Annotated in this window: 15 protein-coding genes and 1 riboswitch; of the genes, 14 read left to right on the top strand and 1 reads right to left on the bottom strand. The window is 35.1% G+C overall.

Features of this window, described 5'->3' with window-relative positions:
• Positions 1-303: 303 nt before the first annotated feature.
• From KI338_RS15605 to KI338_RS15570, 8 genes are all read left to right on the top strand, one after another.
• Positions 304-1,047: a pseudouridine synthase gene (locus KI338_RS15605; protein ID WP_212921952.1), complete on the top strand. Its 744-nt coding sequence runs from the start codon at positions 304-306 to the stop codon at positions 1,045-1,047.
• A 51-nt stretch (positions 1,048-1,098) separates the two neighbouring features.
• Positions 1,099-1,677 (top strand): thiol-disulfide oxidoreductase ResA, encoded by a 579-nt coding sequence (gene resA, locus KI338_RS15600; protein WP_212921951.1) that lies wholly within the window; start codon positions 1,099-1,101, stop codon positions 1,675-1,677.
• A gap of 20 nt (positions 1,678-1,697) precedes the next feature.
• Positions 1,698-3,413, top strand: a complete 1,716-nt coding sequence (gene resB, locus KI338_RS15595; RefSeq protein WP_212921950.1) for a cytochrome c biogenesis protein ResB — start codon at positions 1,698-1,700, stop codon at positions 3,411-3,413.
• Positions 3,414-3,437: 24 nt separating this feature from the next.
• Positions 3,438-4,631 (top strand): c-type cytochrome biogenesis protein CcsB, encoded by a 1,194-nt coding sequence (ccsB, locus tag KI338_RS15590; protein ID WP_212921949.1) that lies wholly within the window; start codon positions 3,438-3,440, stop codon positions 4,629-4,631.
• Positions 4,632-4,728: 97 nt separating this feature from the next.
• Positions 4,729-5,445: a response regulator transcription factor gene (locus tag KI338_RS15585; RefSeq protein ID WP_212921948.1), complete on the top strand. Its 717-nt coding sequence runs from the start codon at positions 4,729-4,731 to the stop codon at positions 5,443-5,445.
• Entirely contained in the window at positions 5,445-7,214 is a 1,770-nt protein-coding gene (locus tag KI338_RS15580) for an ATP-binding protein (protein ID WP_212921947.1), read from the top strand. Before KI338_RS15585 ends, KI338_RS15580 begins: the two co-directional genes overlap by 1 nt.
• 45 nt (positions 7,215-7,259) lie before the next feature.
• Positions 7,260-7,441, top strand: a riboswitch (cobalamin riboswitch).
• 158 nt (positions 7,442-7,599) lie between these two features.
• Positions 7,600-8,052 (top strand): DUF4430 domain-containing protein, encoded by a 453-nt coding sequence (locus KI338_RS15575; RefSeq protein WP_212921946.1) that lies wholly within the window; start codon positions 7,600-7,602, stop codon positions 8,050-8,052.
• Positions 8,053-8,057: 5 nt separating this feature from the next.
• The gene (locus KI338_RS15570) at positions 8,058-8,570 is read left to right on the top strand and encodes an ECF transporter S component (RefSeq protein ID WP_212921945.1); all 513 of its coding nucleotides are present in this window, start codon (positions 8,058-8,060) and stop codon (positions 8,568-8,570) included.
• Between the two features lie 49 nt (positions 8,571-8,619).
• Here the strand turns inward: KI338_RS15570 and KI338_RS15565 are convergent, their stop codons facing one another.
• Positions 8,620-8,868, bottom strand: a complete 249-nt coding sequence (locus tag KI338_RS15565) for a ferredoxin (RefSeq protein WP_244853693.1) — start codon at positions 8,866-8,868, stop codon at positions 8,620-8,622.
• A gap of 131 nt (positions 8,869-8,999) precedes the next feature.
• On the opposite strand from KI338_RS15565, the gene KI338_RS15560 reads away from it, so the two are divergent.
• From KI338_RS15560 to KI338_RS15535, 6 genes are all read left to right on the top strand, one after another.
• Positions 9,000-10,034, top strand: a complete 1,035-nt coding sequence (locus tag KI338_RS15560) for a YpbB family protein (protein WP_212921943.1) — start codon at positions 9,000-9,002, stop codon at positions 10,032-10,034.
• Between the two features lie 25 nt (positions 10,035-10,059).
• The gene (locus KI338_RS15555) at positions 10,060-11,604 is read left to right on the top strand and encodes a RecQ family ATP-dependent DNA helicase (protein ID WP_244853688.1); all 1,545 of its coding nucleotides are present in this window, start codon (positions 10,060-10,062) and stop codon (positions 11,602-11,604) included.
• On the top strand, positions 11,588-12,166 hold the full coding sequence (locus KI338_RS15550; protein WP_306345323.1) for a CPBP family intramembrane glutamic endopeptidase: 579 nt from the start codon (positions 11,588-11,590) through the stop codon (positions 12,164-12,166). Before KI338_RS15555 ends, KI338_RS15550 begins: the two co-directional genes overlap by 17 nt.
• A 2-nt stretch (positions 12,167-12,168) precedes the next feature.
• Positions 12,169-12,477 (top strand): hypothetical protein, encoded by a 309-nt coding sequence (locus KI338_RS15545; protein WP_212921941.1) that lies wholly within the window; start codon positions 12,169-12,171, stop codon positions 12,475-12,477.
• Between the two features lie 163 nt (positions 12,478-12,640).
• Positions 12,641-13,222, top strand: a complete 582-nt coding sequence (locus KI338_RS15540) for a genetic competence negative regulator (protein ID WP_212921940.1) — start codon at positions 12,641-12,643, stop codon at positions 13,220-13,222.
• A gap of 173 nt (positions 13,223-13,395) precedes the next feature.
• Positions 13,396-14,676, top strand: a complete 1,281-nt coding sequence (locus KI338_RS15535) for a Glu/Leu/Phe/Val family dehydrogenase (RefSeq protein ID WP_212921939.1) — start codon at positions 13,396-13,398, stop codon at positions 14,674-14,676.
• Positions 14,677-14,806 lie beyond the last annotated feature (130 nt).

The raw sequence follows: 14,806 nt of genomic DNA, 5'->3' as shown, positions 1-14,806 counted from the left end.
ATTATAATTTTAACTTTTGATAAAGTCAATGGGTACATGATTTATTACTAATAGTAGTTCAGGATGATATATATTTGAAGTTCCTCCCCGAAACCTCATCTAACCTCAATATTTTTGTTTTTCTCCATTCGAATGATATAATAGCAAGCGAAATCCAAATCCTATAAATAGCTGTAATTTCATTTAGTAAGCAATCTTTAAGTGTGTGCAAAAACACTTCATACATAAGTGGTTAGGCTAACCAAAGATTATCGCTATGATTATGGATAGGATTAAAAAAATTGAGGATAAATTGGTGATTTTATGTCGAATACAAATGAACGTTTACAAAAAGTAATTGCACAAAGTGGAATTACTTCAAGAAGAAAAGCAGAAATATTAATAGTAGAAGGTAAAGTTAAAGTCAATAATAAAGTAGTAACAGAACTTGGTACCAAAGTAACTCCTGAAGATAAAATTGAAGTAGATGGAGTTCCCCTTGAAAAGGAACAATCCGTTTATTATCTTTTTTATAAGCCGCGTGGTGTTATCTCTAGTGTAAAGGATGAAAAAGGAAGAAAGGTAGTTACTGATTTCTTTCCAGAGGTAGAAGAACGAATTTACCCTATTGGAAGATTAGACTATGACTCGTCTGGTGCACTATTATTAACCAATGATGGTGTGTTTGCAAATTTAGTTATGCATCCAAAGTATGGTGTCGAAAAGGTATATGTAGCAAAAGTAAAAGGCATCCCTTCAAAAGAGGATTTAAGAAAGCTCATCAAGGGTGTTAAGGATAAGGGTGAAGTATTAAAAGCCTTACGATTTCGAGTACTATCTACGGATAAAAAGAAAAATACTAGTCTACTGGAACTAACCTTAAGAGAAGGTAAGAATCGGCATGTTCGGCGTATGATGGAGCAGTTGGGCTATCCAGTTATAAAATTGAAGCGTGAGAAATATGGAATTCTGACCTTAGATGGTCTTCGAGTTGGAGAATTCCGTAAGCTAACACCGAAAGAGGTTAATCAAATGCGTAACCTTGCTTCTAAAAATGTTGAAGAATAGACATAATTTCAATGCCCAATAAATGGTATAATTGGGCGGGGAGTGGTGGTTGTGAGAATAGAGCAGGCAAGAGAGAATAAGGTTAAAAAGAAACGGAACCGCTTTATTTATCGTTCAGCTATATTAGTTTTATTAGTAATAGCAGTAGCCTACGCTTTAGTAGCAAATCTGAACAAGGATAAGGCTATTTACAGTGTAGGAGACGAGGCACCAGATTTTCAATTAAATCAAGTGAATGATCATAATGAATTAAAGACAGTGCGCTTAAGTGATTTTCGTGGCAAAGGTGTAATGCTTAATTTCTGGGGAACATGGTGTAAGCCATGTGAGTCGGAAATGCCTTATATGCAGAAGCTCTATCCTGAATATAAGGAAAAGGGAATAGAAATTATAGCAGTGAATCTTGATGCAACAGAATTTGTAGTTGATCAATTTATAAATAAATATAATTTGACATTCCCAGTTCCGCATGATACCAAAGACCAGGTCCGTGACTTATACAAAGTTGGACCAATTCCTAGCACTTTCTTTATTAGTCCGGAAGGGAAGATAGTAGAGGTTGTAAACGGTGCTCTCACACTTGAACGATTGGAAGGGTATTTACAAAAAATTGAACCAAGCGAATCATAAAACCATGAGAGGGATTTTTAATGAATCATATAAAATGTGAATGTGGTCACGTAAATCCAGAAGGTACAGTCCTTTGTGAAGCATGTGGAAAGCCTATCGCAGAGAATCAGCATATAGATGGTAACGATAAAAAGAAATTATTGAATATGCGTTACGAAGGTAGTGCAAGAAGATCAACTACATATAATAAGACGATTATAGATAAAATATGGAACTTTTTCTCCTCTGTAAAGGTTGGAGTTTGGTTAATCGTTTTGGCATTAATCGCTTCCGGTATTGGAACTATTTTTCCACAGGAGCAATACATACCGTCTGATGCTATTTCTCGAGATCCACAAATTTTTTATCCAGAGACCTATGGTATTTTTGGCAAGATTTTTTACCAATTAGGCTTTCATAACCTATACAGCTCATGGTGGTATCTAATTTTAATTGCACTAATCGGGGTATCACTAGTAGTTTGTAGTCTGGATCGATTTGTACCTTTGTATAAAGCGCTAAAACGTCAGAAGCCGAAGAGACATGAAACATTTATTAATAGACAGCGATTCTATAGTGAAACAGATCATGTTTCAAGTGAAGATTTGAATACAGTTAAAGAGCGTCTCTTGCAACAACGTTACAAAATAACAGAAGAAGACGGTCATATTGTAGCGGAAAAAGGACGCTTCTCGAGATGGGGTCCGTATGTTAATCATATTGGATTGATTATTATATTAATTGCAGCATTACTTCGGATAACACCATTTATGTATTTAAATGAATATTTATGGGTTAGAGAAGGGGAAGTAAAGGTAGTACCAGGAACGGATGGAGAGTATTATATCGAAAACAAGGAATTTGTTCTTGATACATATGCTGAGGATGATGAACGCTTTAAAGATGCCATTGCAAAACAGGGTAGGGTCATTCCAAGTAACTTCCAAACCAATGCCATTATTTATCAGGCAGAAGATCAAGAGGTTATCGGTGCAGAAACGAAGCTTAACAAAATAACGGATGACGAAATTAGTATGAACCATCCAGTTAAGTTTGGTGGTTATACATTGTATCAGCAAGGTTATCAATTAAACGAATTCTCAAAAATGACCTTTAAAATCTATGAAATGAATGATCCAGATGCTGATGTATTAGGAGAATTCACCGTTGATTTATTTAATCCGAAAACAGAATATAAACTAGATAATGGTTTTAAGGTTGAAGTAACGGAATATTATCCGGATTATATCATTACAGAAGATGGAATAAGTTCGAAAACAAAGGATTCCAATAATCCTGCATTTGTTTTTAAGCTATTCCCTCCAAACAGTGAAGAATCTGAAATTAGTTTTGTAGGTAACGTATTAGGAGCTGTAGAAGGTCTAGGAATTGATCCTACTGTAGTAGAATTACAACCTATGGGAAATGTTATTGGTTCCTTCGCTCCATCGGTTGACCCTACAGGTGAAAATAATTATCGAATACTTATTGATTCCATAGATTTTGATCGAAAGAGTGGACTTTCAGTAAAACGAGATAGAACACTTCCATTATTTATTATCGGTGCACTTATTTTTATGATTGGTGTTGTCCAAGGTATGTACTGGCAACATAGAAGAATATGGATACATCCGAAAAAACAAGGCATTCTATTGGCTGGTCATACGAATAAAAACTGGTTTGGCTTGAAAAAAGATATTGAAAAGGCTATTGAGAATACACCAATACAGATGGTAAAAGATCAAAATAATGAGTAAGTGGTTGTTTAAAGGAGGGAGCTCATGGAGAGCTTATTAAATACTAGTAGTACGATGCTATTTACGGCATTTATACTCTACTTGGTGGCAACATTTATATTTAGCTTTACGATAAAGGATAAAAATAAAGAACGAAAAAGAACTGAATTTGCTGGAAAATTAGCTATCACATTGACAATAATCGGATTTCTTAGCCAGCTAATTTATTTTATTACTAGATGGATGGCATCTGGACATGCTCCTGTTAGTAATATGTTCGAATTCGTAACATTCTTGGGTATGTGCTTAGTATTGGCTTTTATCATTATTTATTTTATTTACAAGCTTAATGTATTAGGTTTATTTGCACTACCAATTGCTATGATATTTATTGCTTATGCTAGCATATTCCCGACAGAAATTGCTCCACTAGTACCATCTTTAAAAAGCCACTGGCTTTATATTCATGTTACTACTGTTGCATTAGGCTCTGGAATACTATTCATTAGCTTTGTAGCTGGTTTGATTTACTTGATTCATGGAATTGATCAAAGCGTTCGATCGGCACGAACAATTTCACTTGAGATCGTTTTATATATTATTTTCCTTATTATCGGATTCATAGTAATTTCTTCAGTCTTTGGAGCTATGCATTATAATGCAAGCTTCGAATATCAATCAAATGGTAAAACACTACAATCCGAGTACCATTTACCACCTATAGCTGCACCACATGATGGTAAGCTTCTTACGGAAGATGCAATGAAGCCTTGGTTTGAAGTACCTACATGGATGCACGGTGCTGACGCTGGTAAAAAATTTAATACAGTGATTTGGTCGTTTTTAACAGGTACTGTATTGTATGCACTTGTCCGATTACTATGTAGAAAACGTATTGGGGCTGCTATTCAGCCACTGCTTAAAAATGTTAAACCTGATTTAGTCGATGAGATTAATTATCGTTCCGTAGCTATAGGATTCCCTGTATTTACACTCGGTGGATTAATTTTTGCATCCATCTGGGCTCAAGAAGCTTGGGGACGATTCTGGGGATGGGATCCTAAGGAAGTTTGGGCCTTGGTTACTTGGTTCTTCTATGCTGCTTACTTACATTTAAGACTTTCACGTGGCTGGCATGGAGAAAAGTCTGCATGGCTTGCAGTAGCTGGTTTTGGTATAATTTTATTTAACTTGATTGTTGTAAACCTTGTATTAGCAGGGCTACATTCTTATGCATAATTGAATGAAGAAAACATGGCAAAACAATTGTCATGTTTTCTTGTACATTGTTAAATGAAATCCGTTGACTGATATAATTGGTAAAGGGGAGATATTCATGGAGAAGCAATCTAGAGTATTAGTTGTTGATGATGAGGAAAGAATTCGTCGGCTAATTCGTATGTATTTAGAGCGAGAGGAATTTGAGGTCGAAGAAGCAGAGAACGGTAAAGAGGGACTTCAACTGGCACTAGAAAATGATTATGATGTTATTCTATTGGATATTATGATGCCAGAGATGGATGGAATAGAAGTCTGTGAGCAGCTAAGGAAAGAAAAGGATACTCCGGTTATCATGCTTACAGCAAAGGGTGAAGAGGCAAATAGAGTTCAAGGGTTTGAAGTTGGAACCGATGATTATATTGTGAAGCCATTTAGCCCTAGAGAGGTTGTTCTTCGTGTAAAGGCATTATTAAGACGTACAACTGCTACTAGTTATAATGGCAAGAATGCGCAAACGAAGGATCTATTAGTATTTCCTCACCTAACAATTGATCATGATGCACATCGTGTAACAGCTGATGGTACAGAAGTAGCTTTAACACCTAAAGAGTATGAATTATTATGTTACTTGGCAAAATCACCAGATAAAGTATTCAATCGTGAACAATTATTAAAGGATGTTTGGCAATATGAATTTTTCGGCGACTTACGAACAGTTGACACACATGTTAAACGGTTACGTGAGAAGCTTAATACCGTTTCCAAGGAAGCCGCAAAAATGATTGTGACTGTTTGGGGGGTAGGATACAAATTTGAGGTAGATGATGAATAATGTTTTGGCGTAGTGTAGTAGGAAAACTAGCAGTAACCATTTTATTGCTAGTTTGTTTTGTATTATTTTTATTAACGATATTTTTACTTGAGTTTTTTGAGAACTTTCATATTCAAGAGGCAGAAGAGGATTTATTACAAACCGCTACAAAGGTTTCCGTAATGGTAGAGAATCATGAAGACAGATCACTAATATATGAAACGACTGAGCGTGTAAAAGATCCAGCTAGTAAGGTAATTATCGAATTTTCCAATGGTGATATTTGGGCTTCTGATACTAATGACTCTAATCTTACTGCTATTAATGATAACTGGTTTACTAAAGAGATGTATATACAAGAGGTTTTAAATTCGCATGATCCGATTAAAAAGCAAATCGAAGTTCCTAATCAAGAATTAGGTGTGATGCTTGTTGGAGTGGCTGTACCTAATACAGATGCAGCAGTTCTTATCTATCAATCCCTAGCGATAGTGGATAAGACAAAAGCTGAAACTACGAAAATTATTCTTTTAGCAGCCGCAGTAGCTATCATTCTAACGACTATCTTTGCCTTCTTTCTATCGACGCGTATTACATCGCCACTAATCAAAATGAGAGAAGCAGCATTTGATCTAACTAGAGGTGAATTTAACACCAAAGTACCGATTTTAACACATGATGAAATCGGCGAACTAGCAATGGCATTCAATCACATGGGACGACAGCTGAAATTCCATATTAATGCTTTAAGACAGGAAAAAGAACAGTTATCTAGCATTGTTAATTCGATGGCAGATGGTGTGATAACATTAAGTCGTAGTGGTGAAATTATTGCAACGAATCGCCCTGCTGAAATGTTTATGGAAGCATGGGAGTTTGAGCAAAATATAGAAAAATCAGATGGTGTTCGGAAGCTGCCAAAGGAATTACTTGCACTATTTCAAGAGGTTATTGATGGTGAAAAAGAGGTTCTCGAAGAAATCACTATTCAAGGTAGAACCTGGGTTATGATTATGACACCATTATATGATCAGTCATATATCCGTGGTGCAGTTGCAGTAATGCGTGATATGACGGAAGAGAGAAGACTAGATAAGCTTCGTAAGGACTTTATCGCTAATGTATCACATGAGCTTCGAACTCCAATATCGATGTTACAAGGCTATAGTGAAGCTATTGTAGATGATATTGCCGAGACGAAAGAGGAAAAGAATGAATTAGCCCAAATCATTTATGAGGAATCCTTAAGACTTAGTCGCCTTGTTAATGAACTGCTTGACTTAGCAAGTATGGAAGCGGGTCATCTGACGCTAAAAACTGAAATGGTTGAAGTAGAGCCTTATGTTGATCGAATCTATCGGAAATTTAGAGGGGTTGCAGAGGAACATCATATCGAGCTTGTACTTACAAAGAATATGGCCGATTCTCAAGCAATTTTTGATCCAGACCGAATCGAACAAGTATTTACTAACCTAATTGACAACGCAATCCGACATACTAGTGAGGGTGGGTTTGTGAAGGTAAAGGTAGAAAATGACCAAAATGGATTATCTGTATCTGTTGAAGATAGTGGAAGTGGAATACCAGAAGAGGATTTACCATTTGTTTTTGAACGTTTTTACAAGGCAGATAAATCAAGAACGAGAAATAAACATGTGAAAGGTACAGGGCTTGGATTATCAATAGCAAAGAATATTATTACAAGTCATAAGGGAACAATTACCGTTAAAAGTAAACTCAATGTTGGTACGACATTCAATTTTCAGCTTCCTAAAACAGATGAAATATAACTTGTAATTTTAGAATGGTATGTTATCCTAATTAATAGAATTGAATACAAAATTGATGATGTTGGTGTTGTGAACTTAAAAGGGAATCTAGTGAAAATCTAGAACTGTCCTCGCAACTGTAAGTGATGACGAAATAAGCATAACCACTGTATATAATATATACGGGAAGGGCTTATAGTAGGCTATTAATCACAAGTCAGTAGACCTGCCAGTATTCATTTGTATCAATGATCCCGAGGATAGGACAATTGAGACAATCAAGTACATAAGAGTATTGATTACTTATTATGGTTATGAGACTGTCAAAAGAGCTAACCTTGTTACGGGGTTAGCTCTATTTTTATACACCCTGTTCTCAACAGATTAAGTTAATGGAGGAGAAATCATGAAATCTATTTTATTTAAGTTATTCTCAATGCTACTAGTAATAGTTGTTTTAACAGGATGTACGAATGATGAAAAGACGGAAAGCAACAACAATAGCGGGCAAAATAACGCAACGCAAAATGAAAAATCTAATACTTCCGCAAATTCAAAAGATGACCAAGAAGAGGCTAAGGTTACCATTATCTTATCAAAGGATAAAGAGGCCGAAGTAATTGATGAAAAAGAAGTTGTTATCAAAGATGGCGATAATTTATTAGCAGTTATGAAAGCAAACTTTGACATGGTTGAAGAAGGTGGGTTTATAAAAGCGATTGAAGGTATAGAGTATGACGAAGCGAACAAAATGTCATGGATGTTTTCGGTAAATGGTGAGCCATCCATGGTAGGTGCAGGCGATGTAAAACTAAACGATGGAGATACGGTTAATTTTGATTACCAATCTTGGGAATGATTTAATTGAATATCTATAAAATTACTCTACTAGCATTACTTGCCACACTTGCTGTAGTTGGACGTATCGCAGTTAATTATATACCAAATGTCCAACCCGTAACTTCAGTTATTATTATTAGTGGCATTTTTTTAGGACCGATAGCTGGTTTTATTTTAGCGTTTTTAGTAACGTTTTTATCCAATATGATTCTAGGAACTGGCATTTGGACAATTTGGCAAATTCTAGCATGGGGAATTATCGGTATCTTGAGTGGTTTGATGGGAAAGGCGTTCAAAAAGATTCCGTTCATAGTCATTGTTATTTTTAGTTTTTTCAGTGGTTACCTATACGGGATTATTGTTTCGCTAACTAATTATCAAGTAACTGGTCAAGGCTTTATCGTATATTATTTAGCTGGACTGCCCTTTGATACGTATCATGCGATAGGAAATGCAGTGTTTATGATGTTGCTGTATCCAACAATAGCCTACGTATTTAAAAAATATATTAACAATCATTTGCATACGATTAATTAATAAAAGGCTGACTTTATCCTTGTTATTGTTAAAGTCAGCCTGTTTTTTTCTATTCACCAAACTTTAATGGGTTACCATTAAACGGTTCTTCTGCAATCTTGATGGAGTTACTTGGACAACCCTCATAAGCATCTAACACATCATCCTCTTGTGATTCAGGAACTTCCTTATTTCCACTATTATGATCAATGGTTACATAAGCTAACCCTTCATCATCGTAATCAAAAATACCTGGACAAGTTAATCCACAAGCACCACAAGCAATACATGTTTCCTTATCAACTATTGTATACTTTATTCTCACAGCTGTTTTCCCCTTGTTACGTACTTTTTTGGTGCTCCACTATTATTTTAATAACTATCATTTTATAATTCAACCTTTGCCAACTGATGGTATGATAGAGATAGGATAGAAAGAGGTAGATTAGAATGTATTTCGAAGGGATAATATTAGATTGTATAACTGAAATTAATGAAAATAGAAGCATTTCTGGGATATTTCACCTATTAGTTGGAAAGAAATCGATACAATCTGTCCATGATGCAAGACTCTTTCAGCTAGAACAATATTACGGGATCTATCCAACATTACGTCGCATAGATTTACAAGCAATCGTTTCAAATTTACAACAGAAGAAATTAGTGGATAATGGGTCTAAGGATGGTTTTTATCAAATTACAGAGAAAGGAAGAAGGCATTTAATCAAATTTAAAAAGTCCCCATTGTACGCCTATTATAGAGGCTTATTATATAATGGTACAGATGTTTTGTTTTTTAAGAGACTACATTTATTAATCCAGACATACTCAAATATACGAATGAAAAATACCGCTTTTATTCCTGTTGTGGACGATGTAGATGTAGCAGGTTGGGTAAAAGCCTTTTATAAGAAAAACTGGAGCGTGACTGCATCTTTAATCCTTTACGAGGAGCTTCATAAACTATTACAAGGCCTTGAGGAAAAAGAAGCCGAAGTATTGGTGAATCGATTAAGTGGATACCATCACTACGGGATGAGCATGGATCAAATTGCTCTCAACTATCAATTACCGATACACGATGTTAATCTTCTTACAGTAGGAATAATTCATCAGATGATGTATCAGATTCATCGTCATAAAGAAGACTACCCAGTACTTTATCAGCTAATAAGAGAAAATAATAATAACAAGTTTATTACCAAAACAGCAAACCAAACCTATCAACTCTTACTTGAACGGTACAGTCCAGAAACAATTGCTAAAATAAGAAAACTAAAATTAAATACGGTGTATGATCATATTGTTGAAATTGCATTATACGATAAAGAATTCTCAATTGAGCCCTTTGTGGATACAAAAACAAGAAAAGAGATAGTTTCCGTTATTAATCGTTGTAAAAGTTATAAACTAAAGACAATTAAGGACAATTGCAATCCGTATATAAGTTATTTTCAAATACGATTAGTCTTAACAAGACTATAAGAAAGTTATTCAGAGGATGAGTTATATGAATAATACTTCCATATCCCTAGAACAAGTATTAGAAAGCAATTTTGGTTATAAAACATTTCGGATAGGGCAAAAAGAAATTATTATGGATATTTTAAATGGGAGCGATGTTTTAGGAATTCTCCCGACAGGTACAGGGAAGTCTATTTGTTATCAACTACCCTCTTTATTACTATCAGGAATAACGATTGTAGTATCCCCATTAATTTCTTTGATGATGGATCAAGTAAAACAATTAAAGTCTTCAGGATTTAAAGATGTTGTTGCTATTAATAGCTTTCTTGATTTTGACCAGAAAAGATATATTTATCAAACATTACAAGACTATAAACTAATCTTTGTTTCACCAGAGATATTACAACAGAAAGAACTGTTTCTTTATCTGAAACAACAAACCATTAGCTTATTTGTCATTGATGAGGCACATTGTATTTCTCAGTGGGGGCATGAATTTAGACCAGATTACCAAAAATTAAATAAGGTCTTAGAACAATTAGGAAATCCTCCTGTCCTTGCTCTTAGTGCAACAGCAACAAGAGAGGTACAACAAGACATCATAAAGTCTCTTGAAAGGCCAAGGATGGTAAAGCATATTTATCCTATGGATCGAGAAAATATTATGCTTACTATTCAAGAAGTAGAAGATCAAGACGAAAAGCTTGAAGTATTAACGAGATACCTGTCCAACTATAAGGTACCAACGCTTATTTATTTTTCTAGTAAAGTGTCTTGTGAGAGTGTTGCCTTACAATTATCGGTACGGCTACCTAATCAACGAATCGCATACTACCATGGTGGTATGGAACAGATGGATCGAATTAGCATACAGCAACAGTTTATGAATGAACAATTAGATGTCATTTGCTGTACGAGCGCCTTTGGAATGGGGATAAATAAGAATAATATTAGATTAGTATTTCACTATCACTTTCCCGGTCAAATTGAATCCTATATACAGGAAATAGGTCGTGCAGGCAGAGATGGGAAAGAGAGCTTAAGTGTTCTCCTGTATTGTCGTCGAGATGAGGCTCTGCCAAAACAATTAATCCAAAGCGAGCTTCCGCAGGATGAGGATTTACGAAGGGTTTTTCGTTATATCCAAAAAGAAGCCGATAAACTAACTTCACTTGATATATCTGATATTCAGACCTTATTTGAGATTAGTGAAACACAATGGAGGTTCATTTTAGTTCAGCTAGAAAAACATAGCATAAGCCTGGAAAATGTTTTAAAATATGACCAAGATAGATTAGATAGATTATTGATGAAAATACAACAAGTTCGTGATAAACGCTTTAAGCTAAAAATGTCTAAATATCATGAGATGCTAGCCTGGTTAAAGACAGAGAATTGTCTGCGAAAAGAACTATATACAAAGTTTCAGAATGACTACACTGTTTTAGAGCACCAATGCTGCAGTAATTGTGGAATAGCCTTAGACCTTTTTAATCCAGAACAATCCAATAGTAATCCAAGACTAGCCATCAACTGGGAGAAAAGATTACATCAATTGTTAGTAGGGGAAAATGATGAAACAAAGTGAACTACTTAAACATATAACAGATGATGAATTAAGGAAATCGGTTGTTTATTCACAATTTCTATTTTTAATTATTGGGCATGTATTAAGCGTATTCTTACTTGATGGGTTATTGGCTTGGACTAGCTTAATTCAATTGGATGTGAAGGAAGTAGTTTATTATGGTGTTCTTCCGGGAATTGGTATCATACTTATTGACCTTCTCCTTATGTACTTCCTTCCGATGGATTATTTTGACGATGGTGGAATTAATAAACGCGTATTTTCTAATCTCTCCATACCGAAAATAATCCTCCTAACAATGTTAATTGCTATAGCAGAAGAAGTACTTTTTCGCGGTATTATTCAAACGACATTTGGGTTTATTTTTGCAAGTCTTTTGTTTGCAGTAGTTCATGTGCGTTATTTAAAAAAGCCAGTATTATTAGCTTCTATCGTGCTTGTTAGTTTTTTACTAGGATTATTGTATGAGATTACTGAAAATCTACTTGTAACAATAGTTGCCCATTTTACTGTGGATGTATTGTCAGGATTATTAATTCGCTTTAAGTATCGGGGGGATTAGAATTGGAAGAAATTAAAAAAGAGTACGATGATCAGGCGAAAGAGCTTCGAGCGATAATTAACGAGCTACAAGAAAATACAGATGATTCATCCACTATTTTTTCAAGAGAGATACAGGAAGAAAAAGTGCCAGAACAGGACGTGGACACGGAAATGAATGTGTTAAATCTACCTCCTCGTAAAGAAGTCCACAGTCAAAAGAAAAAAAGGGCACGGATAAAATTTAGTAAGCCTTTTATTCGCTTAGTGATTGTTGTGGTACTAATAATTATTTTCGGGGTGCTGTTTTTCTTGAATAGCGATGTTTTTTAATACGGAAGGGTAACTCAGCTACTATACGGAGCTATTCCGTTTAAACTTGTATACCGTTCAACAATTGCAAAGTTGGCATATACTATATTAAACATTATCCATATTTGATTTCATTTTTGACTGGAATGAAAGATAGAGTTCTAATTACTGAGGAGGATGCTATGTGAGAGTAGAACGGGTGTCCAGCAGTCAATTTACAATTTTTTTAACGTTTGACGATTTAGTTGAACGTGGATTTAATAAAGAGGATTTGTTCTTTGATGCCTCAAGCATCCAAAATCTTTTTACGGAAGTTATGTATGAAGCCAGTACTGAACTTGGCTTTGAGCTTGAGGGTAAGCTTTTTGTGCAGGTTTATTTAATGCAGGCACAAGGTATGCATGTGATTGTCACACAGAACTCTGAGAATATAGATTGGGATGAGGATTTCATTGAAATGAAAGTAACACTTGATGAAAGCAAAGAACTGATTTTTTCTTTTGATGATTTCGAAAATGTCATTCGAGTTACCAATTATTTAAACACCTTAAATGTTCAAGGTGGTCAAGTGTTTTATATGGGAAATCGATATTATATGTTATTAAGACGTAATGATTTAAATGGAAATAATAAAGAAAATATTATTGCATTAATGTCTGAATTTGCCAGTCCTAGTATAGTAACCTCATATCGATTGAAGGAATACGGAAAGGTTATTATAAACGCAAATGCAATACAAACAATCATGGAGACATTCAATAAATAACTATATTTTTTAAAATAAAACTAGCATCTCTTGTAAAATAGGTATTCGTATGAAGCGCTTTCATTTTTTTGGAATTTTATGAGGGTTTTGTATTGCATATTTAGATTTAACGTGTATACTAATCTCTGAGAATAGCTATTATAAATATTTATTGATCCTTAGGAGGTAAATTCATGGTAGCCGAGAAAGCAGCAGATTCTACCAAAGAGGCAAAGAAACAAATGGATGTACTTAGTTCAACACAAGCTGTTGTTAAGAACGCACTGGAGAAATTGGGTTACCCTGATGAAGTTTATGAGTTATTAAAAGAACCGCTTCGTATGATGACTGTACGTATTCCAATAAAAATGGATGATGGTTCAACTAAAATCTTCACTGGTTATCGTGCGCAACACAATGATGCTGTTGGTCCTACAAAAGGTGGAATCCGATTCCATCCTGACGTGACTGAAACAGAGGTTAAAGCTCTTTCTATGTGGATGAGTTTAAAAGCAGGAATTGTTGACTTACCGTATGGTGGGGGAAAAGGTGGTATCATTTGTGATCCACGTGATATGTCTTTTCGCGAGCTTGAAGCATTAAGTCGTGGTTATGTCCGTGCAATTAGTCAGATAGTTGGTCCAACGAAGGATATTCCTGCTCCTGACGTATTTACAAACTCACAAATTATGGCTTGGATGATGGATGAATATAGTAGAATGGATGAATTCAATAGTCCAGGCTTCATCACAGGTAAACCAATTGTTTTAGGAGGCTCACACGGTAGAGAATCTGCAACGGCAAAAGGAGTTACTATCTGTATTAATGAGGCAGCTAAAAAGCGTAATATGAGTGTAAAGGGTGCGAAAGTTATTGTTCAAGGATTTGGTAATGCGGGAAGCTTCTTATCTAAATTCCTACATGACGAAGGTGCAATTGTAGTAGGTATCTCTGACGCTTATGGTGCATTGTATGATCCTGAAGGTCTAGATATTGATTATCTACTTGACCGAAGAGACAGCTTCGGAACAGTAACGAAATTATTTAATAATACAATTTCGAACAAAGAATTATTAGAGAGCGAATGCGATATTCTCGTTCCTGCTGCAGTTGAAAATCAAATTACTGAGGATAATGCACATAATATTAAGGCAAGTATTGTGGTAGAAGCAGCTAATGGTCCTACTACAATGGAAGCTACGAAAATTTTAACTGAGCGTGGAATTTTACTTGTTCCAGACGTACTTGCATCTGCTGGTGGTGTCACCGTATCGTATTTTGAGTGGGTGCAAAATAATCAAGGATATTACTGGTCTGAAGAAGAAGTTGAAGAGAAGCTTTATGCTACGATGATCAAGGCATTTAACGCGATATATGATACAGCTCAAACAAGACAAGTTGATATGCGTCTAGCTGCTTACATGGTTGGTGTTAGAAAAATGGCAGAAGCATCACGTTTCCGTGGCTGGGTATAAATTATAACATGAATATATGAAGAACCCTTATCTATTTTAGATGAGGGTTTTATAATTTTTAATTTATATAATTGATGCTATGATAAATGAAGAACATATAAAAGGTTCTCTAATGAGAATGCAAGGAATG

Origin of the sequence: Ornithinibacillus bavariensis, from assembly GCF_018333235.1 — a bacterium.
Taxonomy (GTDB): domain Bacteria; phylum Bacillota; class Bacilli; order Bacillales; family Amphibacillaceae; genus Ornithinibacillus; species Ornithinibacillus bavariensis.
The sequence above is the reverse complement of the archived record's forward strand: the minus strand, read 5'-3'. Positions and strand labels throughout refer to the sequence as shown.